General features: G+C 69.6%; 21 protein-coding genes, 1 tRNA gene and 1 pseudogene. 13 read left to right on the top strand and 10 right to left on the bottom strand.

The features are described 5' to 3' along the window. Positions 1-7: 7 nt before the first annotated feature. Positions 8-580, bottom strand: coding sequence for an ATP-binding protein (locus HED23_RS00405; RefSeq protein WP_203181478.1), 573 nt, complete (start codon positions 578-580; stop codon positions 8-10). Positions 581-840: 260 nt separating this feature from the next. Between HED23_RS00405 and HED23_RS00400 the strand changes: the two genes are divergently transcribed. The 9 genes from HED23_RS00400 to HED23_RS00360 all read left to right on the top strand — a co-directional run bounded on the left by HED23_RS00400 (position 841) and on the right by HED23_RS00360 (position 10889). Next, on the top strand, positions 841-1662 hold the full coding sequence (locus HED23_RS00400; RefSeq protein ID WP_203181477.1) for a hypothetical protein: 822 nt from the start codon (positions 841-843) through the stop codon (positions 1660-1662). Positions 1663-1766: 104 nt separating this feature from the next. After that, complete coding sequence (locus tag HED23_RS00395; protein ID WP_203181476.1) at positions 1767-2498, top strand: YcnI family protein; 732 nt, start codon at positions 1767-1769, stop codon at positions 2496-2498. 46 nt (positions 2499-2544) lie between these two features. Beyond that, complete coding sequence (locus HED23_RS00390) at positions 2545-3198, top strand: SCO family protein (RefSeq protein ID WP_203181475.1); 654 nt, start codon at positions 2545-2547, stop codon at positions 3196-3198. Continuing rightward, the gene (locus HED23_RS00385; RefSeq protein WP_203181474.1) at positions 3195-3641 is read left to right on the top strand and encodes a copper chaperone PCu(A)C; all 447 of its coding nucleotides are present in this window, start codon (positions 3195-3197) and stop codon (positions 3639-3641) included. The genes HED23_RS00390 and HED23_RS00385 overlap by 4 nt, the downstream gene beginning before the upstream one ends. A gap of 14 nt (positions 3642-3655) precedes the next feature. Then, on the top strand, positions 3656-5782 hold the full coding sequence (locus HED23_RS00380; protein ID WP_203181473.1) for a copper resistance CopC/CopD family protein: 2127 nt from the start codon (positions 3656-3658) through the stop codon (positions 5780-5782). A 5-nt stretch (positions 5783-5787) separates the two neighbouring features. Further along, positions 5788-7104, top strand: coding sequence for an iron uptake transporter deferrochelatase/peroxidase subunit (gene efeB, locus HED23_RS00375; RefSeq protein ID WP_203181472.1), 1317 nt, complete (start codon positions 5788-5790; stop codon positions 7102-7104). Positions 7105-7273: 169 nt separating this feature from the next. Beyond that, positions 7274-8209: a prephenate dehydratase gene (gene pheA, locus HED23_RS00370; RefSeq protein WP_203181471.1), complete on the top strand. Its 936-nt coding sequence runs from the start codon at positions 7274-7276 to the stop codon at positions 8207-8209. A 590-nt stretch (positions 8210-8799) separates the two neighbouring features. Continuing rightward, positions 8800-10077 carry a serine--tRNA ligase gene (gene serS / locus HED23_RS00365; RefSeq protein WP_203181470.1) on the top strand — a complete coding sequence of 426 codons (1278 nt, stop codon included), beginning with the start codon at positions 8800-8802 and terminating at the stop codon, positions 10075-10077. Continuing rightward, a complete protein-coding gene (locus tag HED23_RS00360) occupies positions 10074-10889 on the top strand; it encodes an HAD family hydrolase (protein WP_203181469.1) in 816 nt (271 codons plus the stop codon). Before serS ends, HED23_RS00360 begins: the two co-directional genes overlap by 4 nt. Before the next feature lie 15 nt (positions 10890-10904). On the opposite strand, the gene HED23_RS00355 is transcribed toward HED23_RS00360, so the two are convergent. The 6 genes from HED23_RS00355 to HED23_RS00330 all read right to left on the bottom strand — a co-directional run bounded on the left by HED23_RS00355 (position 10905) and on the right by HED23_RS00330 (position 15787). Beyond that, positions 10905-10990 (bottom strand) — tRNA-Ser (locus HED23_RS00355). Positions 10991-11246: 256 nt separating this feature from the next. After that, positions 11247-11939: a hypothetical protein gene (locus HED23_RS00350; protein WP_203181468.1), complete on the bottom strand. Its 693-nt coding sequence runs from the start codon at positions 11937-11939 to the stop codon at positions 11247-11249. Between the two features lie 278 nt (positions 11940-12217). Then, positions 12218-12937 (bottom strand): ABC transporter permease, encoded by a 720-nt coding sequence (locus HED23_RS00345; protein WP_203181467.1) that lies wholly within the window; start codon positions 12935-12937, stop codon positions 12218-12220. A gap of 30 nt (positions 12938-12967) precedes the next feature. After that, complete coding sequence (locus HED23_RS00340; protein ID WP_203181466.1) at positions 12968-13879, bottom strand: ABC transporter ATP-binding protein; 912 nt, start codon at positions 13877-13879, stop codon at positions 12968-12970. Then, entirely contained in the window at positions 13876-14784 is a 909-nt protein-coding gene (locus HED23_RS00335) for an ABC transporter permease (RefSeq protein WP_203181465.1), read from the bottom strand. Before HED23_RS00335 ends, HED23_RS00340 begins: the two co-directional genes overlap by 4 nt. Continuing rightward, positions 14774-15787, bottom strand: coding sequence for an ABC transporter ATP-binding protein (locus HED23_RS00330; protein ID WP_203187292.1), 1014 nt, complete (start codon positions 15785-15787; stop codon positions 14774-14776). The genes HED23_RS00335 and HED23_RS00330 overlap by 11 nt, the downstream gene beginning before the upstream one ends. Positions 15788-16291: 504 nt before the next feature. On the opposite strand from HED23_RS00330, the pseudogene HED23_RS00325 reads away from it, so the two are divergent. Next, positions 16292-18072: pseudogene (locus HED23_RS00325) on the top strand (SDR family oxidoreductase). A 354-nt stretch (positions 18073-18426) separates the two neighbouring features. After that, a complete protein-coding gene (locus HED23_RS00320; RefSeq protein ID WP_203181464.1) occupies positions 18427-18969 on the top strand; it encodes an RNA 2'-phosphotransferase in 543 nt (180 codons plus the stop codon). A 14-nt stretch (positions 18970-18983) separates the two neighbouring features. Here the strand turns inward: HED23_RS00320 and HED23_RS00315 are convergent, their stop codons facing one another. Then, positions 18984-19208 carry a hypothetical protein gene (locus tag HED23_RS00315; RefSeq protein WP_238441796.1) on the bottom strand — a complete coding sequence of 75 codons (225 nt, stop codon included), beginning with the start codon at positions 19206-19208 and terminating at the stop codon, positions 18984-18986. A gap of 260 nt (positions 19209-19468) precedes the next feature. Between HED23_RS00315 and HED23_RS00310 the strand changes: the two genes are divergently transcribed. Both HED23_RS00310 and HED23_RS00305 read left to right on the top strand, forming a co-directional pair. Continuing rightward, positions 19469-20380: an LLM class flavin-dependent oxidoreductase gene (locus HED23_RS00310; RefSeq protein WP_203181463.1), complete on the top strand. Its 912-nt coding sequence runs from the start codon at positions 19469-19471 to the stop codon at positions 20378-20380. A gap of 191 nt (positions 20381-20571) precedes the next feature. Further along, the gene (locus tag HED23_RS00305) at positions 20572-21414 is read left to right on the top strand and encodes a Cof-type HAD-IIB family hydrolase (RefSeq protein ID WP_203181462.1); all 843 of its coding nucleotides are present in this window, start codon (positions 20572-20574) and stop codon (positions 21412-21414) included. Between the two features lie 160 nt (positions 21415-21574). Here HED23_RS00305 and HED23_RS00300 read toward each other — a convergent pair whose 3' ends face one another. Both HED23_RS00300 and cydD read right to left on the bottom strand, forming a co-directional pair. Next, positions 21575-23281, bottom strand: a complete 1707-nt coding sequence (locus HED23_RS00300; RefSeq protein ID WP_203181461.1) for a GAF domain-containing protein — start codon at positions 23279-23281, stop codon at positions 21575-21577. A gap of 62 nt (positions 23282-23343) precedes the next feature. Next, positions 23344-26886 carry a thiol reductant ABC exporter subunit CydD gene (cydD, locus tag HED23_RS00295; protein WP_203181460.1) on the bottom strand — a complete coding sequence of 1181 codons (3543 nt, stop codon included), beginning with the start codon at positions 26884-26886 and terminating at the stop codon, positions 23344-23346. Between the last annotated feature and the right edge of the window lie 5 nt (positions 26887-26891).

The following is a 26891-nucleotide window of genomic DNA, read 5'->3' as shown; positions in this document are numbered from 1 at the left end:
GCGCCGCTCAGGACACCATGAGCAGCGCGCCCTCCCGCCATTTCAGGACCTTGTCGAAACTCACCACAGCGCCGCGCCCCGGCCGGTTGCCGAAGTGGACGTGATCTGCGAGCTCCTCGATCAGGCAGAGCCCACGGCCGCTCTCCGCCGTGGCAGGCGGATGGACCGCGGCGCGCCCGCACGAAGGGTCGCCCGTGGTGCGGGCGGCGGCCGGCTGCGGGTCCGACGGACACCCGGCGGTACGAAGCATGCGTCGGGAAGGGAACCCGGGACCCGAGTCGGCGACTTCGATACGGCATTTCTCGCCGTCCAGATATGCCGTCACCCGGTACTGCCCGCAGGCGTGTCCGGGCTGCTTGTCACCGACGGAAGCCGGGCCCGCGTCCGACACCCCGCCGGTGTCCCCTCGGTCCCCGCCGTGTTCGACGGCGTTCGCGCAGGCTTCGCTGAGCGCGACCGAGAGGTCGTAGGAGATGTCCGGATCCACCCCTGCCGTCTCCATGGTGCCGAGCAGGAAACGCCGGGCGAGCGGAACGCTCGCAGCTTCGCGCCGCAAATGGAGTGACCACCACATGCTCATGCTCCAGCCTCCTGGCTGCGGCTCGACATACCGTTACGTATTGCCGCGATGAGCACGTCGTAAGCACGGATCCGCTGTGACAGCGCCCATTCGGCGGATGCGGATATTCCGCTCACCGGTGTATGGCGGGCCCCGATCACGGCCCGGAAGCGCCCATGAACAGGTGCAACACCCCCTGATCACACCCTCATGGGGACGGATGCCGACCTTCCGGACCTGCCGTACGGAGGCGGGGGGCCCAGTGGGATGATGACCCGGCCATGTCTATGCCTGTCGCACGCGCCGGAGCCGGTATGCGGCTTTTGAGGACCGCGGTGTTCACCGCGGTCTGTGTCGTGCTCGCTGCCGCCGGACATGGCCTCGCCGCGGGTGTGAGCGTGACCGGGTGGACCCTCCCGGCTGCCTTCGCCGGAGTGTTCGCCGTCACCGCGGCGCTCGCCGGCCGTGAGCGGACCCTTCTGTCGATCACCGCCGCCCTTGCGGCCGGGCAGCTCGCCCTGCACGTCCTCTTCGGGCTCGAGCGGCACGCGCCGGCCGCCTCGACGGGGGCCGGGGACGACTCGCTGATCCGATTCGCCGCCGGGCTGGTTTGCGGTGCCGGACCGGCGCAGCTGAGCGCCGGTGAGGCCCACCGCATCGTGACCACCGCAGGCCTGGACCCCGCGACGGTGGCCCAGGGACACACCCACCTGGCATCGGGAGCGGCAGCCGCCCCGGACACCGGCCCGACGGTCCTGGACACAGTGATGTCCGGCCTGCCCAGCCTGCCCATGCTCCTGGGGCACCTGCTCGCCGCGCTCGCCACCGGCTGGCTGCTCCGCCGCGGCGAGATCGCGCTCTTCCGGCTGGCCAGGCTCTCGGCTCAGGGAGGCCGGCAGCTCGCGGCCGGGGCCAGGCTGCGCGCGCTGCGCGTGGCGATGGCTCTCGTACGCGCACTGCGCGCGGGGCTCCCGGGGCAGCCCACGACCGGGCCGCGCCCTCTCCGCAGCGCCGTCGACATCCCCGCACCGGCCGCCGGGGACCCTCTGCAGCACATGGTGATCAGGCGCGGGCCGCCGCCCGTATACGTACGCGCAGCCTGACACGACCCCTCCGCCGGGATTGCGGTGAGGAGGTGGTCGTGATGCCGACGCGCCTCCGCGCGCCGGACCACCTTTTCCTCATCTCCTGTGGAGTGATCCCTGCCATGAACGTTTCCCGCATCGCCCTCGCCGGCGGCCTCGCCGCGTCCACCGTCCTGCTGCTCGCCGGTACCGCCTCCGCGCACGTCAGCGTCCAGCCGCAGGGCGAGGCCGCGAAGGGCGGCTACGCCACCGTCAACTTCAAGGTCCCCAACGAGCGCGACAACGCCTCCACCGTCAAGCTCGAGGTCAGCTTCCCGACGGACCACCCGCTGGCGTCCGTCAGCCCGCAGCCGGTGGCCGGCTGGAAGATCGACGTCACGAAGAGCAAGCTGGCCGAGCCGCTCGAGGTACACGGCAAGAAGATCAACGAAGCGGTCTCCAAGGTCACCTGGACCGCGGACGGCAGCGGTATCGAGCCCGGCTTCTTCCAGCAGTTCCCGCTCTCGCTGGGGCAGCTGCCGGAGGACGCCGACCAGCTCGTCTTCAAGGCGCTCCAGACGTACAGCAACAAGGAAGTCGTCCGCTGGATCGAGGAGCCCACCGCGGGTGGCGAGGAGCCTGAGAGCCCCGCCCCCGTCCTCGCGCTGGCCGCCCCTGCGGCAGACGCCCACGGTGCCGCCGCGGACGACAAGAGCGGTGAGACGGAGAAGGCGAAGGAGACGACGGCGTCCTCGGACGACACGTCCTCGTCGGGCACCGACAGCACCGCCCGCGTCCTCGGCATCGTCGGCATCGTGGTCGGCGTCGCAGGCGTCGCGTTCGGCGTCCTCGCCGGCCGTCGCCGCAGCGCCTGATCAGCCGGCTCCACCACCCGCAATTCACAGATCAGGAATCAGCTCCATGCACAGCAAGAAGACGGTGCTGGCCGCGGCGTTCGCCGCCGTGGCCGCACTGACCCTGTCGGCCTGCGGAGGCGGGGACTCGGCGGACAATTCCGTCGCCGAGGTCTCCTCCGAGACCGAGTCCAAGCCCGCGACCGTGCTCGACCAGCCGTTCACCAAGCCCGACCTCGTCCTCACGGACACGCACGGCAAGAAGTACGACCTGCGCGAGCAGACCAAGGGCAAGCCGACACTCATCTACTTCGGCTACACCAACTGCCCCGACGTGTGTCCGCTGACCATGAGCAACATCGCGATCGCCAAGCGGGCGCTGCCCAAGGCCGACCAGGACAAGCTCCAGGTCGTCTTCGTCACGACTGACCCCGAACGGGACACACCTGCGTCCCTGGGCAGCTGGCTCAAGGCTCAGGACCCGGAGTTCACCGGCCTCACGGGCGACTTCCCGACCATCCAGGCGGGCGCGCGGCAGATCGGCATCGGCATCGACCCGCCGAAGAAGGAGAAGGACGGCACAGTCGTCTCGATGCACGGCGCCCAGGTCATCGCGTTCTCCCCGAAGACCGACAAGGGGTACGTGCTCTACAGCGAGGACACCACTGCCGAGGACTACACCGAGGACCTCCCTGAGCTCGTCAAGGGGGAGACCCCGTGAACCGCCGCACGACTGCCGTCGGCGCCCTGGCCCTCACCACGGGGCTGGCGCTGACGGCGTGTTCCTCCAGCAGCGTGCCGCAGCTGGAGGTGACCGGGGCCTTCATGCCCCAGCCCGTCAGCGACATGGCGGCCGGTTTCCTCCTCGTGAAGAACAGCGGCGACGCCACCGACCGGCTCACCTCGGTGACCAGCTCCCTGTCGGACAACGTCTCCATCCACGAGACCAAGGACCGGACGATGCGGATGGTCACGTCCTTCGAGGTGCCCGCCGGCGGCGAGCTCGATCTCGAACGCGGCGGGAACCACATCATGTTCACGGACCTGAAGCAGCAGCCCAAGCGGGGAGAGACGGTCTCCGTGGAACTGCACTTCGAGAAGGCCGACCCCATCACGGTCGACATTCCCGTGAAGGAGACCACCTACAACCCGAAGAAGCAGTGAGGTACTGACACCCCATGACAGCCACCGCCCCGCGCTTCGGGCCCTCTCCGGTACGACGGCCGCTCGCAGCGGTCGCGCTCCTCGCCGCGCTGATCAGCCTGCTGTTCGGCCTGGTGCTGGCCGGCGCGAGTCCCGCGTCCGCGCACGCCGCTCTCACGGGGAGCGATCCGCAGGACGGGGCGGTGGTCGCCACCGCCCCGGAGGAAGTCACGCTCACCTTCTCCGAGCAGATCGCCGTGGGCGACGACTCGATCCGGGTCCTGGACCCGAGCGGGGAGCGGGCCGACACCGGGGCCCCTCGCGATCTGACGAGCGGCGGCGCCGTGCGGTACGGCGTCGAGCTCCACAGCGGCCTGCCCGACGGCACCTACACCGTCGCGTGGCAGGCCGTGTCCGCGGACAGCCATCCGGTCTCGGGCGCCTTCACCTTCTCCGTCGGCGCCCCCTCGGAAACCACCGTGGCCCTGCCCTCCGGCGAGGCCGGCGGCGGCCTCGTGGGTGCGCTCTACGGCATCGCACGCTACGCCGCGTACGCCGGGTTCATCCTGCTCGCGGGCGGGTCGGCCTTCGTACTCGCCTGCTGGCAGCGCGGGGCGGGCGCACGCCCTCTGCAGCGGCTCGTCGTACGCGGCTGGGTCACGCTCACCGCGGCCACCCTGGCCATGCTCTTCCTGCGCAGCCCTTACACCGGATCCGGCAGGATCTCGGATGCCTTCGACCTCGAGGGCCTCCAGTCCGTCCTCGACACCAAGCCGGGGGCAGCGCTGGTCTCCCGGCTGCTGCTCCTCGGCGCCTCCGCGCTGTTCATCGCCGTCCTGTTCGGGGCGTACGCCAAGCGCGAGGACGAGAAGGAGAAGCAGGACCTCACCTTCGGGCTCGCGATAGGCGGAGCGGTCATCGCCGCGGGCATCGCCGGTACGTGGGCCCTGGCCGAGCACGCCTCGACGGGGATCCAGCCGGGCATCGCCATGCCGGTCGACGTACTCCACCTGCTCGCCGTCGCCGGCTGGCTGGGCGGGCTCACCGCGCTGCTGGTCGCTCTGTACCGGACGCCGGACATCACGAGCGACGCGGTACGGCGGTTCTCCCGGCTGGCGTTCGGCAGTGTGATCGTCCTCGCCGCGACCGGGCTCTACCAGTCCTGGCGGCAGGTCGGCTCATGGTCGGCGCTGACCGGTACGCGGTACGGGCAGCTGCTGCTCATCAAGATTGCGCTCGTCGCCGTGCTCATCGGCGTCGCGTGGATATCCCGGCGGTGGACGGGGCGGCTGACCGAGCGCGCCGTCGGCGCCGACGAAACCGGTCCGGCTGCTTCGGAGTCGCTGGGATCGGCTGCGCCGGAGGGGGCGAAGGTACCGGCTGCTCCTTCGGCGTCGTCGACGGAATCCGCTGCTTCGGACGGGCCGGCGGAATCTGCTGCCTCGACGAAGGAGGCGACGGCATCTGCTGCCTCGGAGGAGGCGACACCATCTGCTGCCTCGAAGGGGCCGACGGAATCGGCGCCTTCGGAGGGGACAGCGGCATCGGCGTCCTCGGCCGCCCGTGCCGACGAGGAGGTGGCTCCGGAGCGCGCCGCCCAGCTCTCCCGGCAGCGCGCCGCGCTGACGGCGACGAAGGAGAAGCGCGCCCGCGACGCCGACCCGGACCGCTCCGGACTGCGTCGTTCCGTGATGGTGGAGACGGGCATCGCAGTGGTGCTCCTCGTTGTCACCACGATCCTGACCGCCACCGAACCCGGCCGCACCGAGGAGGAGGCCGCCCGGGGAAACACCACGGAGGCGGCCGCACCTGTGACCGGCGGGCAGGTGAATCTGAGCCTGCCCTTCGACACGGGCGGGCAGAACGGCAAGGGGACGGTACGCCTGGACATCTCGCCCGGCGGCACCGGCTCGAACAGCGTGCACCTCTGGATCGACGGATCCGACGAACGCCCGATGGACGTCCCCGAGGTGAAGCTCGCCTTCACCCTGGAGTCCAAGGACATCGGTCCACTGCCCGTCGTCCCCGACCGCCTCGCTGTGGGGCACTGGACCGCGAGCGGCGTACAGATCCCGATGGCGGGCGACTGGAAGGTCGCAGTGACGGTGCGTACGTCCGACATCGACCAGACAACCATCGACAAGAACGTGAAGATCGGCTGAGCAGGTTGAGCACGAAGAAGGACGACCCCAGGGAGAACGGCGCCACCGCCGACCGCCGCGACGGATCGGGGACGGGCACCGTCGGCGGTGTCTCCCGGCGGCGGCTGATCGGGAGCGCGGGAGCAGCCGGTGCGGCAGGACTGGTCCTGGGCGCGGCAGGCGGCGCGGGCGGCTACGCCGCGACGCGCGGGGAGAAGCCGACACCGCTGACCGCAGTCGGCTCGACCGAGGCGATGTTTCACGGGAAACATCAGGCGGGGATCACCACTCCGCTTCAGGCCCGCGGGCACCTGGTCGCCTTCGATCTCGCGCCCGGCGCGGGACGGAAGGAAGCAGCCGCCCTGATGCGCCGCTGGTCGGCCGTGGCGGAACGGCTGATGGCCGGTGAGCCGACGGACACCGGCCGAGGGCACGACACCGGGGTGGCCCTGGATGCCGGGCCGTCCTCCCTGACGGTCACCTTCGGGTTCGGGCGAACCTTCTTCACACGCACCGGGCTGACCGGCCACCGGCCTGCCGCCCTGGATCCGCTGCCGTCCTTCTCCTCCGACCAGCTCGACGTCAGACGCTCCGACGGCGACCTCTGGATACAGATCGGTGCCGACGACGCACTCGTCGCCTTCCACGCGCTGCGCGCCCTTCAGAAGGAGGCGGGCTCGGCGGCCCGGGTTCGGTGGCAGATGAACGGCTTCAACCGCACCCCGGGCACCACGGACCGGCCTATGACCGCGCGCAACCTGATGGGCCAGGTCGACGGCACCAACAACCCGAAACCCGCCGAGAGCGACTTCGAGGGGCGGATCTTCGTACAGGACGGCGGATCGTCGGAGTACGCCTGGATGGCAGGCGGCTCGTACGCCGTCGTCCGTCGCATCAGGATGCTGCTGGACGACTGGGAGGAACTCACGGTCAAACGTCAGGAACAGGTCATCGGACGGAGCAAGGCGGATGGTGCCCCGCTCAGCGGCGGCTCGGAGGACACCGCCATGGACCTGGACAAGACGGGGCCGGACGGCAAGCTGTTGATCCCCAGCAACGCACACGCCCGGATCTCCTCCCCCGAGAAGAACGGTGGCGCCGCGATGCTGCGCCGTCCGTTCTCGTACCACGACGGCATCTCGGAGGACGGCACCCCGGACGCCGGACTGCTCTTCATCTGCTGGCAGGCAGATCCGTTCAAAGGCTTCATCCCGGTCCAGCGCAAGCTCGACCGCGGGGACGCGCTCTCTCCGTTCATCCGGCACGAGACGAGCGGCCTGTTCGCCGTGCCCGGAGGTGCAGCGTCCGGGGAGTACGTGGGACAGCGGCTGCTGGAGGCCTGAACCGCCACGGGCTCGTGCGTCAGCACACACGAGGGGCACGAGCTCGTACGCCGGCAGGCGCGAGGGGGCGCAGCTCGTACGCCGGCACGCACGAGAGGCGCGAGGGGCGCAGCTCCCTGTGGACAGGCGAGGCTCACGGGCCCGTCCATCGGCGCATTAGGGTGACCGTATGTCAGCCACGCGCTACGCCTACCTCGGCCCCGAAGGCACCTTCACCGAGGTGGCCCTCCGTACCCTCCCCGAAGCCGCCACCCGCGAACTCGTTCCGATGGTCTCGGTGCCGGCCGCGCTGGACGCGGTGCGTGGCGGGGAGGCGGCGGCAGCACTCGTCCCCATCGAGAACTCCGTGGAGGGCGGGATCAGCGCGACGCTCGACGAGCTGACAACGGGCGCCCCCCTGATGATCTACCGCGAGGTTCTGCTCTCCATCACCTTCGCCCTGTTGGTGCGTCCCGGTACGAAACTGACGGACATCAAGACCGTCACCGCGCACCCGGCGGCGCAGCCCCAGGTGCGCAACTGGATGGCGGCCAACCTGCCCAACGCGTTGTGGGAGTCGGCGGCCTCTAACGCCGATGGTGCCCGGCTGGTCCAGGAGGGGCGCTACGACGCCGCCTTCGCCGGCGAGTTCGCCGCGGCGACCTACGGGCTGGAGCCGCTGGTGACGGAGATCCACGATGCGGAGAACGCCCAGACCCGCTTCGTGCTGGTCGGACGTCCGGCCCGGCCGTCCGCGCCCACAGGAGCCGACAAGACCTCTGTGGTCATCTGGCTCGGCGACGACCATCCGGGTGCGCTCCTCGAACTACTGCAGGAATTCGCCGTCCGCGGGGTCAACCTGATGCTGATCCAGTCCCGGCCCACCGGAGAGGGCATCGGGAACTACTGCTTCGCCGTGGACGCGGAGGGGCACATCGCGGATCGCCGCGTAGGCGAAGCACTGATGGGGCTGAAGCGGATCTGCCCGAACGTGCGGTTCCTCGGTTCGTATCCGCGCGCCGGGGTGACACCCGAAGAGGTCAGCCCTCTGCGCATCGGAACGTCGGACAGGGACTTCACCGAGGCGTCCGACTGGCTGGCCCGCAGCCAGGACGGCCGGGTCTGAAGCCTGCGGGGAAGGCCGATCACGCCGCCAGCCGGCCTTACCCGCAGATTTTCATTCCGCACACAAAGTTATCCACAGGGCTCCCCGGAGCCTGGGGACAAGTCGACACCGCAATACGACATGGTCGACAAATCGCCCCATCATCCCTGGATCCCCCACGCGGGCACACCCCACCCCGCGTCACTCCAATTCCGTTGATCAACTCATTGGATCTAGGAATACCCACCCGAATGAGCACGCAGGTCGGGTTTGAGTTGCGAATCCCTGCCCGTCATGCCGCTTTCGGAACGATCCCTTCCGGCATCCACAGATCTTCTTCACAGCCTGTGGATAACTAATTCCATCCACGGAAGCCTGTGGACAACGCAGCCGCCCCGCCCCTCCAACTCGGCGCACACGCACCGGCGATGCGTCAAAAGACAGGCGCACGCACTCGCCTTTCGGGGCAATGGGACCTTTTCCCTGACGGCCCCCGCTTCTGCCAGGTCCGCGATTCTCCCCGACCTTATCGATCCCGGCAATTCGGGCAAAGCGCCACGCTCGTCGATATCGGTTCGAGTGGCGGATCCTCGCACCGGTAGCCTTGAGGGGTGATTGACCTTCGCCTGCTCCGTGAGGACCCCGACCGTGTTCGCGCCTCCCAGCGCGCCCGTGGAGAGGACGTCGCGCTCGTCGACGCCCTGCTCTCCGCCGACGAGCTGCGCAGGTCGTCCGGCGTGCGCTTCGACGAACTCCGCTCCGAGCAGAAGTCGCTCGGGAAGCTGATCCCGAAGGCCACCCCCGAGGAGCGCGCCGAGCTCCTCAAGAAGGCCGAGCAGCTGAAGACCGGCGTCAAGGCGGCGGACGCCGCGCAGGACGAGGCAGATGCCGAGGCCAAGCGGCTGCTCCTGCTGCTCGGCAACATCGTCCACGAGGACGTGCCGGTCGGCGGCGAGGAGGACTTCGTCGTCCTGGAGACGCACGGCACGATCCGTGACTTCGGTGCGGAGGGCTTTGAGCCCAAGGACCACCTGGAGCTCGGCGAGGCCCTGGGCGCCATCGACATGGAGCGCGGCGCCAAGGTGTCCGGATCGCGCTTCTACTACCTGACCGGCATCGGTGCGCTGCTCGAGCTTGCCCTGGTCAACGCCGCGATCGCGCAGGCCACCGAAGCCGGCTTCGTCCCCATGCTGACCCCCGCGCTGGTCCGCCCGCGCGCCATGGAGGGCACGGGTTTCCTCGGCCAGGCCGCGGAGAACGTGTACCACCTGGAGAAGGACGACTACTACCTGGTCGGCACGTCGGAGGTTCCCCTCGCGGCGTACCACATGGACGAGATCATCGACGCCGACAAGCTGCCCCTGCGGTACGCAGGCTATTCGCCCTGCTTCCGCCGCGAGGCGGGTACGTACGGCAAGGACACCCGGGGCATCTTCCGCGTCCACCAGTTCGACAAGGTCGAGATGTTCTCGTACGTCGACCCGGCGGACGCCGAGGCCGAGCACCGCAGGCTCCTGGACTGGGAGAAGCAGTGGCTCACCGGCCTCGAGCTTCCGTTCCAGGTGATCGATGTCGCCACCGGTGACCTGGGGGCCTCGGCCTCGCGGAAGTTCGACTGCGAGGCGTGGATCCCGACCCAGGGCAAGTACCGCGAGCTGACCTCCGCCTCGAACTGCGACGGCTTCCAGGCGCGCCGGCTCTCCGTCCGCATGCGCGACGGGAAGAAGGTCCAGCCGCTGGCCACGCTGAACGGCACGCTCTGCGCCGTACCCCGCACGATCGTGGCGATCCTGGAGAACCACCAGCTGCCCGACGGCTCGGTGCGCGTGCCCGAGATGCTCCGTCCGTATCTGGGCGGACGCGAGCTGCTGGAGCCGGTCTCCAAGTGACCTTCTCCTACAAGCTCGTCGCGACCGATCTCGACGGCACCCTGCTGCGCGACGACCACACCGTCTCGGAACGCACCCGGGAGGCGCTGGCCGCGGTCACCGCGGCCGGCGCCGCGCACATCGTCGTCACCGGGCGCGCGGTGCCGTGGACCCGGCACATCCTGGACGATCTGGGCTACGAGGGTCTCGCCGTGTGCGGTCAGGGTGCGCAGGTCTACCACGCCGGCGAGCACAGGCTGCTGACCTCCCTCACCCTCGACCGGCAGCTCGCCGGGCTCGCGCTGTCCAAGATCGAGGCGGAGGTAGGTCCGCTGGCACTGGCGGCGAGCCGTGACGGACTCGAGGGCGAGGTGCTGGTCGGGCCCGGTTACCGGGTGCACGAGGGACCGCTTCCCGCCCTCTACATGAACGACCCCGCCGAGATGTGGACCGCTCCGCTGAACAAGGTCTACATACAGCACCCCGAGCTCGACGACGACGCACTGACGCAGGCCGCTCGGCAGGCCGTCGGAAGCCTGGTGAACGTGGTCATGGCAGGTCCTGGTGTCGTGGAGATCCTGCCCCTGGGGCTCAGCAAGGCGACCGGACTCTCGCTCGCCGCGCGCCGTCTGGGGCTCAAGGCGTCGGACACGCTCGCGTTCGGTGACATGCCGAACGACATCCCCATGTTCGGCTGGGCGCAGCACGGCGTCGCCATGGCCAACGCGCACGACGAGCTGAAGGCCGTGGCGCACGAGATCACCGCGTCGAACGAGCACGACGGCATCGCGGTGGTGCTGGAGGAGCTGCTCCGGACGGCAACGCGCGCCTAGGGTCTCCAGCTCCGGCGGAGGATGCGCGGATCGAACGCGCGCGGGGTCGTGCCCCGACGACGGCTTAGCAAGCCGCTGCCTTACCACTCGGCCAATCCTCCGGGGGGGGGTGGCCGCGCGTCGCGCGCGAAAGGCCACCCGGGGTCCTGCCGCGGGCCGCCACGCGGGCAGCTGATGAAGCTACCGCGGTGCCGGCTGCGGACCACCCTGTCGGGAACACGACGGACTCGGACTCCTGGTCATCGCCGCGGTCCTCTCCCGGTCTGCAGGGACGGCGCCCTCCCGCGCCGTCCCCCTCACTGTGCAGGAGACCGGAGTCCGGGGGCCACCCATTTTCGGGTGGCCCCCGGACGTACGTCAGCCGCTCCTGCGGCGGCCCAGATCCCTCAGCCGGTGGGCGAGTTCATCCATGCGGGCATCGAGCCGGATGACGTCGTGCGAGACATCGGTGAGCCGGATGCTGATCGCACCGACGACCTGATGGGTCACATCGAGCTTCCGGTCGAGGGAGTCGAGCCGCTGCGACATCCGGCCGAGCACTGGACCGAGCTCCTGGAGAGCGCTACCCACGTCGGCGAGGCAGCCCTCGATGCGGGTGACGCGCCGGTCGAGTGAGACATAGGAGGCCCTGAGGTCCTCCTCCGCGTCGAGCAGATGAGTCCGGACGCTGCGCGCGATGTCGCTGTCGCGAAGAAGCATGGCGACGTTGAGCACGGTCCGGCGGGTGTAGAGCCGGAGCTGCGTGGCTGCCTGTGGATAACTTCCCGGCCCCTCACCCTTCCATAGCGACACCATGTCGCTATGGAAGGACTGCAGCTCAGCGCCCCGCAGCACCCTCATGCCGTTGCTGACCAACTCCTTCTGATGCCGGTCCGTCAGCCTCCTGACAGAGGTTGTGGATACTTCGAAGTAGCAAGCCACCTCCTCCGCGCGAAGGTGAATTCCATCAGGGAGCATGACAAGGCTTTTCACCTTGTCGAGGACTTCGACGCGCCCCATCTGCTCGACCCGGAGGGCTTGGGATTCGAGCAGGGCGACTTCCGTGGGCATGGGTGTGCCTCTCGTGCGTGGGAACGGCAAGGAGAGCCCTGTCCCCGGGCTGCGAGGGCGGAGGTCGCTCATGGTTGCCACTACTCGATGACCGGCCGGGTGGGCGCTCGCCTCACCGCTGCCGGCATTCCCCGCATTCACGAAAGCTCGACGCCACGGATTCCAGTTGCCTCCACGCGCCCTGCACAACGAGCCGATAACCGTACAGTCACGTGGTCCGCTCGCGCACATGGAACAACCCCCGCCCAAGAGGGGCGGGGGTTGCACGGGTTCCGGTCTCACTCCTCGCCGGCGAGCTTCAGCGCCCTCAGCTTCTGACCCGCGTACCAGGTCGCTGCGACCGTGACGCCGACCAGCAGGACGGTCGCGAGCGGCAGGCCCACGTCCGAGGTGACCACTCCGTCCCCTGCGACCTTCTCCGCGACCGAGAGGGACCACTGCTGCACACTGAGGGTCCTGGCCCCGGGCACGAGGCTGCCGAAGAGTGCCTCCCACACCAGCGCGTACACCAGGCCGAAGACCACCGCGTGCCGGCTGACCGTACCGAGCAGCAGGAACAGCGCGCTGTACGCGATCGAGGCGACCAGTGCCGCGATCGTGTACGCCACGGCGATCTGCCCGCCGTTGCCGTTGAGGATCAGGCCCGCGACGAATGTGGGCAGCGCCGAGAACAGCATCGTCACGGCGATGGCGACGATGAGTTTGGTGAAGATGATCGTGGGTCGCTTCACCGGCTTGGCCAGCAGGTAGACGATCGATCCGTCGTCGATCTCCGGCCCGATGGCGCCGGTGCCCGCGATCACGCCGATGAGCGGAACCATCGTGGCGATGGCGAAGCCGCCCAGCACTCCGGAGGCGACACCGTCATCGGCCCCGGCGAACGCTCGTACCGCCACGGCGATGGCCACCAGCAGGACCGGCAGGACGAACAGGATGGCGGCCCGGCGCCGGCCGAGCAGGGCCCGGTAGGTGAGCCGGGCGACTGTGGGGTCGTACATGACGCTTCACAGCTCCTTTCAGGCCACTACTCAGGCCGCTACGAGATAGGAAAAGACCGATTCGAGGGACTCGTCGGACGGGGACACGGTGAGCAGCCGGATGCCGTTCTCGCGCGCGACCTTCGGCAGCAGCGTCGTGAACCGCCCGAAGTCGACCGCCTGGATCCGCAGGGCCTTCTCCGTCACGTCGACCTCGATCCCCGCCGTCGAGGGGTCCGCGATGAGCGCGGCCGCGAGTGCCCGGTCGTCGCTGGAGCGGACGAGATAGCGGTGCGGCCTGTCGGTCATCAGCCGGCGGATCTTCCGGAAGTCGCCGGAGGCGGCATGGCGGCCGGCCACGATCACCTCGATGTGCGAGGCGAGCTGCTCGACCTCCTCGAGGATGTGGGAGGAGAAGAGCACCGTGCGGCCCTCCGCGCCCATCCGCCGCAACAGCTCCATCAGCTGCATCCGCTGCCGCGGGTCCATTCCGTTGAACGGCTCGTCGAGGAGGAGCACCGAGGGATCGTGGACGAGCGCGGACGCCATCTTCACGCGCTGGCGCATGCCCTTGCTGTAGGTCGAGATCTTCCGGTCCTGCGCGTACTCCATCTCGACCGTGGCCAGCGCCTTGTGCGCGGCCGCGTCGCCCAGGCCGTGCAGCTCGGCATTGGCGACGACGAACTCGCGGCCGGTCAGGAAGTCGTACATGCCTTCCCGCTCCGGAACGATCCCGATCGCCTTGTAGACCGCCTCGTTGCGCCAGATCTGTGTGCCGTCGAGCGTCACCGCGCCGGTCGAGGGCGCGAGGAACCCCGCCATCATGTTGATCAGTGTGGACTTCCCGGCTCCGTTGGGGCCGAGCAGCCCGGTCACTCCGGGGCCCACGGTCATGCTCACGTCGTTGACGGCGACCACATTGCCGAACCAGCGCGAGGTGTGGTCGATCTCGATGGTGGTCACAGCCCGACCCTCCGGTAGCGGCGCATCAGTACGGCGTACGAGCCGGCGACGAGCGCGAGTACAACGATCAGATAGACCACACCGGCGGCGGCTCCGGGCCCCTCACCGCCGGGGAAAGCGGAGTCGGCGCCGAGGAACGCGGTCTGCACTCCGTCGATCAGCGTGATGGGCGAGAAGAGCCCCAGCCAGGTGACGGCACCGGCCGAGTCCGTCTCCCAGGCGATCGCCTGGACCGTGGAGACCGCACCGTAGGTGATGGTCAGTACGGCGATGACGGCGGCGACCCCGAAGCCACGGCGCGGTGTCAGCGCGGCGACGACCAGTCCGAGCCCGGCGAACAGCACGGAGAGCAGCGCCACCGAGACCATCCCCTGTCCGAAGCCCTTGGTCTGATCGGCGAAGTCGAACTCGGCGAGCAGCGCACCCACGTAGAGGATGACGACGGGGAGCCCGGTGAGGATGAGCAGTGCCGAGGCCATGGCGGCGAACTTGGCCAGCACGTAGTCCACGCGCTCGATCGGCCGTGAGAAATACAGGGGCACGCTCTTGAAGCGGAGGTCCCTCGACACGGACTGCGGAGCTTGTGAGGCGATGAAGAGCCCGATCACTGCCTGCAGATAGATCGCGAAGTCCGTGTAGGCGATGGGGAGCTTCGTCATGCCGGGCGCGGCGATGGCGACCGCGACGAGGATCAGCGCCACCAGGCACATCACCCCGCACAGAAGCATCGGCAGCACCTTGGACTTCGCGGACCTGCCCAGCCCGAACGAGCCCCGCAGGGACTGCGAGTACAGCGAACGGCGGGCATAGGACCGGCCGAGACGGGCTCCCTCGTAGGAGCGGTATCCGATGTTGTGGATCCGGGACGTGTCGCTCCCGGCCGCGGTCCCGGTCTCAGTGCTCATCGCGACCGCTCCCCTTCTGCTCTCCGGCACCCGCTGTCGCGGCCTCGGCCGCCCGCGGTGCCTCTTCTGTGCGGAAGACCTCGGCGATGTGGTGGCGCCTCTGTTCCATCCGGATGAGACCCAGCCCGAGGCCGGCGACACTGTCGCGGACCACGTCGTACGTCTCCTCGCCGGTGGCCTCCACCAGCAGGATGTGGCCGGCGCCCGGCAGGCCTTCGGCGTCGAGGCCGTCGTGCCCGATGAGCTTGATCCCGGCACCGGTGAGGACCTGACGCAGCGCGTCCGTCCCGTCCGGGTGGGTGTCGCTGTCGGTGACTTCGACCGCCAGCGTCGTGGTGATCCTGGTGAAGTCGCTGGTGGAGCTGGAACGCAGCAGTGCGCCGCCGTCGATGACGACGACGTGGTCGCAGGTCCGCTCGAGCTCTCCGAGGAGGTGCGAGGTGACCAGCACCGAGATGCCGAAGTCGCTGTGCACACGGCGGATCAGTCCGAGCATCTCGTCCCGGCCGACGGGGTCCAGGCCGTTGGTCGGCTCGTCGAGAAGGACCAGCTTCGGGTCATGGACCAGCGCCTGGGCCAGCTTCACCCGCTGCTTCATACCGGTCGAGTAGCCACCGATGGGACGGTACCGCTCCTCGTACAGGCCCACGTGGCGCAGGGTGTCCGCGGTCCGCTCCCGCGCAGCGGTGGGCGGCAGCCCGGACATCCGCGCCATGTGGACGACGAACTCGGTCGCCGAGACATCGGGAGGCAGGCAGTCGTGCTCGGGCATGTATCCGACCCGCTCCCGGATGGCGGCGCCCTCGGTGGCGACGTCCAGCCCGAGCACCGCGGCCCGGCCTTCGGTGGCAGGGGACAGACCCAGCAGGATCTTGATCAGTGTGGACTTGCCGGCTCCGTTGGAACCCACCAGGCCGGTTACGCCCGGTCCGATGTCCAAGGAGAGCCGGTCAAGCGCGGTCACCCTCGGGAACCGCTTGCTCAGGCTTTCGGTTGCGATCACAGTCACGTGTTCGAAGGTAGTGGCAGGCGCCACAGGAGTCGTCAGACCAGGCGGCTGTATCCGCGTCAGACTCCAGTCGTACGGCCCCGTAGGGGGACCCCACGGGGGAGGAGACCGCAGCCCTGGGTCCTGAGTCCGGGGCTACGGGCCCGGGCGGCCCTGAGTCCGGGGTCCTCCCTCAGGGGTCCTGAGTCCGGGCGGCTCCGAGTCCGAGGTCCCGAACCCGGGGGTCCTGAACCCGGGGGTCCTGAACCCAGGGGTTCCTGAGTCCCAGGGCATCGCCCCGGCCGACGCCCGGGAGCAGGGCACCTGGTGGGAGAGGGGAGGCGAAGCCCCTGCTGTCCGTGGGGCAGTCGTCCACGGCGCACACGGTGCCGGTCTGTCCACAGGGCGTTGTCCACAGGTCCGGGGCATCCCTTGACGCGATCGTCCGTCGGTTGCCACATTCAGCGGTGTCACGTTACGGACGCGTACCGCGACGTCGGCACCGGACGAGGAGGCTGCGTGGATCTGCGAGGCGCGCGAGAGCGCTGGGTGCGTACGGGCGGGATCGAGTTGTGTGTCGCCGAGTTGGGCGATCCCTCACAGCCGACGATCGTGCTGGTGCACGGCTATCCGGACAGCAAGGAGGTCTGGTCCGAAGTCGCGGGACGGCTGGCGGAGCACCGGCACGTGGTCCTCTACGACGTGAGGGGACACGGCAGGTCGACGGCGCCCGCACCGCTGCGCGGCGGCTTCACGCTGGAGAAGCTCACCGATGACTTCCTGGCTGTCGTGGATGCCGTGAGCCCGGACCGGCCGGTTCATGTGGTCGGCCATGACTGGGGTTCGGTCCAGTCATGGGAATTCGCGACGGTGGAGCGGACCAAGGGCCGGATAGCGTCGTTCACCTCGATGTCCGGCCCGTCCCTCGACCACTTCGGACACTGGATCAAGGGCCGGATGTCCCGGCCGAGCCCCCGTCGTGTGGGGCAGTTGCTCGGCCAGGGCGCCAAGTCCTGGTACGTGTACGCGCTGCACACGCCGGTTCTGCCGGAGATGGCCTGGCGCGGGGTACTGGGCAGGCAGTGGCCACGGATCCTCCGGCAGATGGAGGGAGTGTCCTCGGACGGGTACCCGACGGCGACGCTCCCACGGGACGCGGCTCACGGGGCCTGGCTGTACCGCGACAATGTCCGTTCGCGGCTGCGCCGTCCGCGATCCGACGCGCACGCGCACGTCCCCGTCCAACTGATCACTCCAACCGGTGACACCTTCCTCTCGCCCTCACTCTTCGACGAACTGGAGTCGTGGGTCCCACAGTTGGTGCGTCGTACGTTGTCGGCGAAGCACTGGATTCCACGCACCCGGCCGGATCAGCTGGCGGTCTGGATCGGGGAGTTCACCGACCGTGTGGAGGCCGGCGGCCAGGGCGATTCGACTGCCTCCGACGCGCCGGACACGGCGCCCACCGGCGCCCACGCGGACCGTTTCAGTGGGCAGTTGGTCCTTGTGACCGGGGCGGCCTCGGGCATCGGGCGTGCCACAGCGCTGTCGTTCGCCGAGGCGGGCGCGCGGGTGGTGGCTGTGGACCGGGACGCGCAGGGTGTGGCCCGGACAGCGGAGAGCGCTCGGTCACTCGGCGCCCCCGTCGCGTGGGGCGAAGTGGTGGATGTCGGTGACGAACAGGCGATGGAGAAGCTCGGGGAGAGAGTTGCGGCCGAACTCGGGGTCCCGGACGTCCTGGTGAACAACGCAGGGATCGGACTGTCGGGCTCCTTCCTCGAGACGACGAGCGAGGACTGGCGGAACGTCCTCGACGTGAATCTGTGGGGCGTCATCCACGGCTGTCGGATCTTCGGCAAGCAGATGGCCGACCGAGGACAGGGCGGCCACATCGTCAACGTCGCCTCGGCAGCGGCGTATCAGCCGTCCCGCGCACTGCCTGCCTACAGCACGTCCAAGGCGGCGGTGCTGATGTTCAGCGAATGCCTGCGGGCGGAACTGGCCGAACGGTCGATCGGGGTCAGCGCGATATGCCCGGGCTTCATCGACACCGGCATCACGGGGACTGCGCACTTCGCCGGGGTCGACGAGGCGGAGGAGGAGCGCCTCCGTAAACGCGCGGCGCAGCTGTACGCCCGGCGAAACTACCCGGCTTCGAAGGTTGCTTCAGCGATTCTCGAGGCCGTGGTGCACAACCGGGCAGTGGTACCGGTGACACCGGAGGCCCGCGGCGCACGGCTGCTGTCACGCATCAGCCCCGCATACTGCGCCGCATCGCCCGGGTGAAGCCGCCTCTCTAGCCGCCTGAACGAGGTGGAGGCGGGGCCACTCCAACGAACGCATAGCGCATCTCGGTTGCCGTGGGCTCCCGCCGCGCTTCGTCCAACTAGCGGCGTGTGGGACGCATTTCGTCACCCCGCTTTGCATCAAGCGGAGTTAACCGAGACGCAGCGTACATAGCGGTCCAATCAATCTATATATGAACATAGTTGAACAACTAACCCAAACAACACGGCACTTGTCCACAGGCAGGCCAAATTTGCTGTGGATAAGGCGAGTTGGCTGTGGATCAAACCTGATGCCGGCAACTGATGCCACGAACGTCGGATGAAATCGAGGTGCACCGGGAAACGCCGCGCGGGCATTCTGGCGGGATGGACGAGAGACGCACCGTCAAGGTGTCCAAGTACCTGTCGAAGCATCTGCGGCACGAACCCGACCGAATCGGGATCAGCCTTGACCCTCAAGGCTGGGTAGCCGTCGACGAACTGCTGGAGGCCTGCGTCCGGCATGGCTTCGCCCTCACCCGGGACGAACTCGACCACGTCGTCGCGATGAGTGACAAGCAGCGCTTCACGGTGGAGGGCGATCGCATCCGGGCGAACCAGGGGCACTCCGTCACCGTCGATCTCGGCCTTCCCCCGGCCGAACCGCCCGCGTACCTCTATCACGGCACTGTCGGACCCGCGCTCGACGCCATCCGCGCCGACGGGCTGCGGCCAATGAACCGCCACCATGTGCATCTCTCGCCCGACCGCGAGACGGCTGTCCGTGTCGGTGCCCGGCGCGGCACACCGGTCGTCCTCGCCGTGGACGCGGGTGCCATGCACCGGGCGGGCCACCTCTTCCACGTCAGCGCCAACGGGGTATGGCTCACGGACTCCGTCCCGCCGGAGTTCCTGCGCCTGCGTGAATGACGTGGACCCACCGGTCAGCGCTCCCTGCCTCCGAGGCCCGCGCGCAGGTCGTCGAGGTTCATGACGGGCTGAAGGCTGATCCTGCAACCTGCCTGGAACAAGGGCTCCATGAGCGGCGGCATCTGGGCGGCCTCCCGCATGCCGTAGACCATCAGACAGGTGCGATGACCGTTCTGGATGGTGAAGTACGACGCTTCGGGCCTGAGCTGCTCGATGACCTCTTCGATGATCTTGGGCATGGTCCCGTCGGACACCGATCAGTTGGCCTTCTCGGTGTCCATCTGCGCGGTGAGCAGCATCCTCATGACCACTCGTTCCTTCCGGCGGACCGCCCCCGTGCCGCGCCCACACGCGGTCGGACCCGACCCGGCCCTCCTCCAGCGTCGCCCCGGCCCCACTCCCCGGCAAGCACTGCCACCCGCCCCCGCAGTGTTCCTCCCGCGGCCCCCGCTTCCGGCGGACGGCGAGCCGGTGGAGGCATCGCCGTAGAGTCGTGGTCATGACCTCCTCCCGCCGACTGAGCACCGTGATCCTGCCCATCCGCCGCTGGCATGACGGCGGCCGGCCGTTGTGGGTGCGCGCCGAGGAACTGGGCTTCCACGCCGCGTACACCTACGACCATCTGGCCTGGCGGACCTTCCGCGACGGACCGTGGTTCGGTGCCGTCCCGACCCTGACGGCTGCCGCCGCAGCCACCGACCGGCTGCGCCTGGGCACCCTGGTCACCTCACCGAACTTCCGGCACCCGGTGACGCTCGCCAAGGACCTCATCACACTGGACGACGTCTCCGACGGACGGATCACGCTCGGCATCGGCGCCGGCGGCAGCGGCTTCGACGCCACGACACTGCGTGCGGTCGACGAGGAGCCGTGGACGCCTCGCGAACGTGCCGACCATTTCGACGAGTTCGTCCCACTGCTCGACCGGCTGCTCCGCGAGCCCTCGGTGACGCAGGAAGGCCGGTTCTACGCCGCGAACGAGGCCCGCAACATCCCGGGCTGTGTCCAGCGCCCACGACTGCCGTTCGCGGTCGCCGCCACCGGCCCGCGCGGACTGAAGCTCGCCGCACAGTACGGCCAGGCCTGGGTGACCACGGGCGATCCGAAGCTGTTCGAGGCCGGCACCCCTGAACAGTCCGTGGCAGCCGTTCGCGGCCAGATCAACCGGCTCGGCGCGGCCTGCGAGGAGGCCGGCCGGAACGTCTCCGAGCTGGACAAGATCCTCCTCACCGGTTTCACGCCCGGCAGCCCACTGCAGTCCTTCGACGCGTTCGTGGACTTCGCGGGAACGCACTTCGACCTCGGATTCACCGAGATCGTCGTCCATTGGCCGGTGCCGGACTCCGTCTTCGCCCTCGACACCAAGGTGTTCGAACGCATCGCCACCGAGGCCCTGGCCCAGCTCGGCTGACGGCTCGTCTCCCGGATCCGACCGGTGACGGGAGACAGTCCGGGCCCCACGGGCACCGCATCCGACCGGCTGCAGGGATCCCCTTGGGCCGTCGGCATATGTCTGTGTCAGGTTCCGCAGCTCAACGACGCGCTCTCTCAGATGTGCGCCCCTCTGCACGCCCGTGCGACCGTGTACGGGAGAATGACGGGGTGACCTCAGCTACCGACTCGCCTCTGCCTGCCGTGACACGGCTGATCGCCACCGATCTGGACGGCACTCTCCTACGCGACGACAAGACCTTGTCGGACCGGACGACCGCCGCTCTGGCAGCCGCCGAAGCAGCGGGAATCGAGGTCTTCTTCGTCACCGGAAGGCCCGCCCGCTGGATGGACGTCGTCAGCCCCCATGTGCAGGGCCACGGCATGGCGATCTGCGCGAACGGTGCAGCGGTGGCCGATCTCCACGACGGCCGGCTGCTCAAGGTCTATCCGCTGGACCGGGCGATCGCCCTGGACGTGGTCGACGTGCTGCGCGAGGCCGCACCCGGGGTGTCGTTCGCCGTCGAACTGTCCACCGGCATCCACTACGAACCCGCCTACCCCCCGTTCCACATGGACCCGGGTGCCACGGTCGCCGTCGCGGAGAAGCTGCTCCACGAAGAAGCACCGGGCACCGGCATGCCGGTCCTGAAGGTCCTGGCCCACCACCCCGAACTGGCGCCGGACGCCTTCCTCACGCTTGCTCGCGAACTCGCCGGGGACCGCGCCTCGGTCACCCGGTCCAGCCCCACCGCGCTGCTGGAGATCAGTGGGCCCGGTGTCTCCAAGGCCCACACCCTCGCCGCGTGCTGCGCGGAACGCGGGATCACTCCGGACGAGGTGGTCGCTTTCGGCGACATGCCCAACGATGTGGAGATGCTGAGCTGGGCCGGGGCCTCGTTCGCCATGGGCAACGCCCACCCGGCCGCCCTGGCCGCCGCTTCCGGCGTCACGCTCACGAACGACGAGGACGGCGTCGCGGTCGTCATCGAGCGGATCCTCGCCGCACGCTGAGGCCGTCTCCCGGAGGCGCCACACGGGCGGCGCGACCTGGCCGGAGCGCACACCCGGACCACCTGCGGAGTACCCGCCGGAACGCGAGCCCTGGCCCGAGCGCACACCCGGACCACCTGCGGAGTACCCGCCGGAACGCGAGCCCTGGCTCCCGCCGTAGTCAGAGCGGGACCTGCCAGGTCACGGTCGTGCCGCCGGCGTCGTCCCCTGCCCCCGCCCCGAACCAGCTGGCGCCGCCCAGTGACTCGGCACGCCTGGCGAGGTTGCGGAGTCCGCTGCGACGGCCGCCGTCCGGGATTCCCACCCCGTCGTCCGAGACCGTGAGCCGTACCGCGTCCCGCCCGTCGGGCAGCACAGCGGTCGCGTCCACCCTCACATCGACGCGCGAGGCATGCGCGTGCCGGAACGTGTTGGACAGTGCCTCTCGCAGAGCGGCGATGAGGTTCTTGCCCGCCAGCTCCCCCACCAGTGAGTCGACAGGTCCCAGGAACCGGTGCGACGGCATGAACCCCAGGGGCACCGCAGCCATGTTGATCTCCCGCAGTACTCGGGTCCGCAGCCCCGACGGCGCCTCGGCCGGTTCCTGCTGCAGCGCGAAGATGGCGGTACGGATCTCCTGGATGGTCACATCCAGTTCGTCGACGGCCCGTCCGATGCCGGCCTGCACAGCGGGCACCGGCGAGCGTCGCTGAGCGCCCTCCAGCATGATCCCGGTGGCGAACAGCCGCTGGATGACCAGGTCGTGGAGGTCCCTGGCGATCCGGTCCCGGTCCTCGTAGACGGCGAGACTCTCCCGGTCCCGCTGCGCCTCGGCAAGCTTCAGGGCCAGTGCGGCCTGAGCGGCGAAGTGGGTGGCAAGCGTCCGTTCCGCCTGGGTGAACGGCCTGCCGCCCCGGGCCCGTGGGATGGAGAGCGCACCGAGCACCCGGCCACCACTGCGCAGGGGAAGCAGCATGTGAGGGCCGAACTGGTCGGCCAGCCTGGTGATCAGGCGGGGGTCGGTCGCCGAGTCGTCCAGGAACACCTCCTCGCCCCTCAGAAGCGCCGCCACCACGGGACTGTGCGGAGGGATGATCACTCCCAAGGAGACGGACGGCCGGTCCCCGGCGACGGCAACGATCTCCAGCCCTCCCTCGGCGGCGGGAAGCAACACGATTCCGGCAGTGGCATCGGCGAGACGGCGCGCCTGTTCGGCGACGACGGAGAGTGCCTCGTCGGCGTCCCCTCCCGAGAGAAGGGCGGTGGTGACGGCCACCGAGCCGTCGATCCACTGTTCACGCTGTCGGGCGGCCTCGTACGTCCGCGCATGGCCGATGGCGAAACCGGCCTCCGTGGCGAGCACGCGCAGCATGTGCAGTTCGTCGTCCCCGAACACTCCCCCGTCGTGCTTCTCCATCACATAGAGGTTGCCGAGGATCTCTCCCTGGACCCGGATCGGCACCCCGAGAAAAGTGCGCATCGTCGGATGCGCGGCCGGGAATCCGGCGAAGCGCGGATCAGCCGCCAGATCCTCCAGCCGAATGGGAACACCCTCCTGAATCAGGGCGCCCAGGAGACCGGTGTGACCGTCCGGCGGGCGGCCGATCTCCCGGGCGACCTCCTCGGGCACTCCATGGGTGATGAAGTCGCAGAGGCTTTCACCAGGCTGTTCGACGACACCGATGGCCGCATACCGGGCGTGGGCGAGTTCGGCCGCGGTCTCACAGATGCGCTCCAGGCTGGAGTGGAGTTCGAGGCCCGTGCCGACGGACCTCGTTGCCTCCAGCAACTGCGGAACGCGGGCGGTCAGCTCCGCGGAGAGCCCTCGCAGGCCTCCGGACGTCTGCTGTGCCGCTCCGGGGGAGGCCTTCGGATCCTGCTGGGACATGACCTGAGCCTAATAAGCACCGAATGGTCAGGAAAGTCGGAAGTAGGATGGATCGACCGTCCTCAGGTCCGGACAGGCACCACCCCCACCGACCCGGTACGTACCGGCTCCTGCTCGCGTTCGAGCATCCGCCTCAGCGGCCCGTCCTGCGCAGCCAGAACGGCGTACGGGCCCTGCTGCACCACCCGGCCCCCGTCCAGCACCAGGACCTCGTCCACCGCTTCGAGTCCGGCCAGCCGATGGCTGATCAGCACGGTCGTGCGCCCCTGAGTGGCGGCCAGCAGATCCATGGTCAGCGCGTCCGCCGTCGCCAGGTCGAGGTGTTCCGCAGGCTCGTCGAGCACGAGTACGGGGAAGTCGGCGAGTACCGCGCGGGCCAGGGCCAGTCGCTGCCGCTGGCCGCCGGACAGCCGCGCTCCGTGTTCACCCACCAGGGTGTCGAGACCGTCGGGAAGCGACCGGACCCAGTCCAGCAGCCGGGCCGCGGAGAGTGCGTCCCTCAGCTGCCCGTCCGTGGCACCGGTGCGGGCGAGCCGCAGATTCTCGCGGATGGAGCTGTCGAAGACGTGGGCGTCCTGGGCACACAGCCCCACGAAGGTCCGGACCGCGTCCCCGTCCAGTGCGGAAGCCTCGACACCGCCGAGACTGTACGTCCCCTCCCGGGCGTCCAGGAAGCGGAGCAGGACTTGGGCCAGAGTGGACTTACCCGAACCGGACGGGCCCACGACAGCCACACGCTTGCCGGGGTGCAGCGTCAGATCGACGGAGTGCAGCGCATCGCGCTCCATGCCCTCGTACCGGGCCGACAGACCTCGTACGTCGATGGGGAAGGGCGAAGCGGGTGCCTCGGCCGGTTCGGCCGGTTCCTCGACCGGTACGGGAGCATCCAGCACTTCGAAGACACGCTCCGCACTCCGCTCGACCCGCTGGCGGTACTGCACCGCGAGCGGCAGTCCGGTCACGGCCTCGAACGCGGCCAGGGGCGTCAGGACGACCACCGCGAGCTCCACACCCTCCAGCCGTCCGTCCAGAACGGCGGGCAGCGCGACGATCGCCACGCCCACAACGGTGAGCCCGCAGACAAGCGCGGTGAGCCCGCCTCCCAGTGCGGTCGCGCCCGCCGCGCGCGAGGCGATCCGGGTGAGGACGCCGTCCGCCGCTCGCACCTGCTCCTTACGGGCGGGCAGCGCGCCTGCGACGGTCAGCTCGGCCGTTCCACCGAGAAGATCGGCGACCCGTACGGCCAGCGCGGCCCGGGCGGGCGCCAGCAGGCGCTCCGCGCGCCGGGCGCAGGCACCGCTCAGCAACGGCACGCAGACACCGGCGAGGAGCAGCCCGGCGGCCAGAACGGCGCCTGCCTCCGGCAGCATCCAGCAGGTGAAGGCGACAGAACCCGCCCCGACCGTGAGCGCGGTTCCCGCGGGCAGCAGCCAGCGCAGCCAGTAGTCCTGCAACGCGTCCACGTCGGAGACGAGCCGGGAGAGCAGATCACCTCGTCGCGTGGCCCGGAGGCCGGCGGGCGCGATGCGTTCCAGCCCGCGGTACACGGCCACCCTCAGCTCGGCGAGCATCCTGAGCACGGCATCGTGGGACACCAGCCGCTCCGCGTACCGGAAGACTGCCCGGCCGATACCGAAAGCCCGGGTAGCGGTGACTGCGACCATCAGATACATCACCGGGGGCTGCTCGGAAGCGCGTGAGATCAGCCAACCGGAGACGGCCATGAGGCCGACGGAGGACCCCACGGCGAGGGCGCCCAGGAGCAGAGCCAGACCCAGCTTGCCGCGCTGGGAACCGGCGGCCTCCCGGACCCGGGCCAGCACGCGGCCGCCTGCCCGAGGGGCGGTGTCCTTGAGCAGCTCGGGCTCCTCGACGCTCAGGAGTGCGCCATGACCCTGCGCGTCGGAAGCGTCAGGTACGGCAGGGGCCGTACCGCTGTCCGTCCCCTTCTGCCCCGCCCGCGCGATGCCCGGCCCCGGTTCGAGCGCCACCACACGGTCCGCGACCGAGAGCAGCGCAGGCCGGTGCACCACCAGCAGCACCGTGCGCCCCGCGGCCAGCCTCCGTACGGCGTCGACGATGCCCGCCTCGGTCTCCCCGTCCAGGCTCGCCGTCGGCTCGTCGAGCAGCAGTAGCGGCCGGTCCGCGAGGAACGCCCGTGCCAGCGCGATCCGCTGGCGCTGGCCTGCGGAAAGACCGGCGCCGTCCTCACCCAGCGATGTCCCGGCGCCGTCCGGCAGCGCGTCCACGAAGTCGGACGCCCCGGCCTCCCGCAGTGCGGCCGTGACCGCCCCGTCGTCCGCGTCCGGACGGGCCAGCCGCACGTTCTCCGCGATCGTCCCGGCGAACAGATGAGGGCGCTGGGGCACCCAGGCGATCTGCTCACGCCAGCGTTCGGGGGAGAGGGCGGACAGATCGGTGCCGCCCACCCGTACGCGCCCTTCGTCGGGCTTCGTGAATCCCAGCACCACACCGAGGAGCGTGGACTTCCCGACTCCGCTGGGCCCGACCAGGGCGACGGTCTCTCCCGGCTCGACCACGAGGGAGGCGGCATCCAGTGAGGGATCGGCGCGGCCCTGGTGCCGGACGGTCACCCCGTCCAGCTCCAAGCGAAGGGACCGCGGCACCTCCTCGGAGCCACCGGCCGCGGCCTCGGTCTCCAGCACCGCGAAGATCTCCTCCGCGGCCGAGAGCCCCTCGGCGGCCGCGTGGTACTGCGCACCGACCTGGCGGATCGGCAGGTAGGCCTCGGGCGCCAGGATGAGCACCACCAGCCCCGTGTAGAGATCGAGTTCTCCGTGGACGAGCCGCATCCCGATCGTCACCGCGACCAGAGCCACGGAGAGCGTCGCCAGGAGCTCCAGGGCGAAGGAGGAGAGGAAGGCGATCCGGAGCGTCTTCAGCGTCGCCCGGCGGTATTGCGAGGTGATGCTGCGGATCGATTCGGCCTGCGCCTTGGCCCGCCCGAAGACCTTCAGCGTCGGCAGCCCGGCGACCACGTCGAGGAAGTGACCGGAGAGCCGTGACAGCAGCCTCCACTGACGGTCCATCCTGGACTGGGTGGCCCAGCCGATCAGAACCATGAAGAGCGGGATCAGCGGCAGCGTCACCACGATGATCGCGGCCGAGACCCAGTCCTCGGTGACGATGCGTGCCAGCACCGCCACCGGGACGACCACCGCGAGGCCGAGCTGCGGCAGGTAGCGGGAGAAATAGTCGTCGAGGGCATCGACGCCCCGCGTGGCCAGAGCGATCAGCGACCCGGTGCGCTGCCCGCTCAGCCAGTCAGGCCCCAGACCGGAGGCACGCTCCATGAGCCGCCCGCGCAGTTCGGACTTGACCGCCGAACTCGCCCTGTAGGCGGCCAGTTCGGTCAGCCAGGCCACGAACGCCCGCCCCAGCGCCACGGCGGCGAGCAGGAGGAGCGGGGTCCGGAGATCGGCAGCGCTCAGCCCCTCCTCGAACCCGCCCACCACCACCTCGGCGACAAGCATGGCCTGGGCGATGACCAGAGCGGCTCCGACCAGGCCCAGGGCTACGACGGCCGCCAGGAAGAACCGGGTGGCGCGGGCATACCGGAGCAGACGCGGGTCGATCGGTTTCACGTGAA

The organism is Streptomyces pratensis (assembly GCF_016804005.1).
Taxonomy (GTDB): domain Bacteria; phylum Actinomycetota; class Actinomycetes; order Streptomycetales; family Streptomycetaceae; genus Streptomyces; species Streptomyces pratensis_A.
The sequence above is the reverse complement of the archived record's forward strand: the minus strand, read 5'-3'. Positions and strand labels throughout refer to the sequence as shown.

What these genes read in the sequence shown, in the direction of transcription:
- HED23_RS00310 (WP_203181463.1), top strand. Translation starts at nt 19,469, where the DNA reads ATGACCTCCTCCCGCCGACTGAGCACCGTGATCCTGCCCATCCGCCGC.
- HED23_RS00315 (WP_238441796.1), bottom strand. Translation starts at nt 19,208, where the DNA reads ATGCCCAAGATCATCGAAGAGGTCATCGAGCAGCTCAGGCCCGAAGCG.
- HED23_RS00380 (WP_203181473.1), top strand. Translation starts at nt 3,656, where the DNA reads ATGACAGCCACCGCCCCGCGCTTCGGGCCCTCTCCGGTACGACGGCCG.
- pheA (WP_203181471.1), top strand. Translation starts at nt 7,274, where the DNA reads ATGTCAGCCACGCGCTACGCCTACCTCGGCCCCGAAGGCACCTTCACC.
- HED23_RS00335 (WP_203181465.1), bottom strand. Translation starts at nt 14,784, where the DNA reads ATGAGCACTGAGACCGGGACCGCGGCCGGGAGCGACACGTCCCGGATC.
- HED23_RS00350 (WP_203181468.1), bottom strand. Translation starts at nt 11,939, where the DNA reads ATGCCCACGGAAGTCGCCCTGCTCGAATCCCAAGCCCTCCGGGTCGAG.
- HED23_RS00320 (WP_203181464.1), top strand. Translation starts at nt 18,427, where the DNA reads ATGGACGAGAGACGCACCGTCAAGGTGTCCAAGTACCTGTCGAAGCAT.
- HED23_RS00345 (WP_203181467.1), bottom strand. Translation starts at nt 12,937, where the DNA reads ATGTACGACCCCACAGTCGCCCGGCTCACCTACCGGGCCCTGCTCGGC.
- HED23_RS00395 (WP_203181476.1), top strand. Translation starts at nt 1,767, where the DNA reads ATGAACGTTTCCCGCATCGCCCTCGCCGGCGGCCTCGCCGCGTCCACC.
- HED23_RS00400 (WP_203181477.1), top strand. Translation starts at nt 841, where the DNA reads ATGTCTATGCCTGTCGCACGCGCCGGAGCCGGTATGCGGCTTTTGAGG.
- HED23_RS00390 (WP_203181475.1), top strand. Translation starts at nt 2,545, where the DNA reads ATGCACAGCAAGAAGACGGTGCTGGCCGCGGCGTTCGCCGCCGTGGCC.
- HED23_RS00405 (WP_203181478.1), bottom strand. Translation starts at nt 580, where the DNA reads ATGAGCATGTGGTGGTCACTCCATTTGCGGCGCGAAGCTGCGAGCGTT.
- HED23_RS00300 (WP_203181461.1), bottom strand. Translation starts at nt 23,281, where the DNA reads ATGTCCCAGCAGGATCCGAAGGCCTCCCCCGGAGCGGCACAGCAGACG.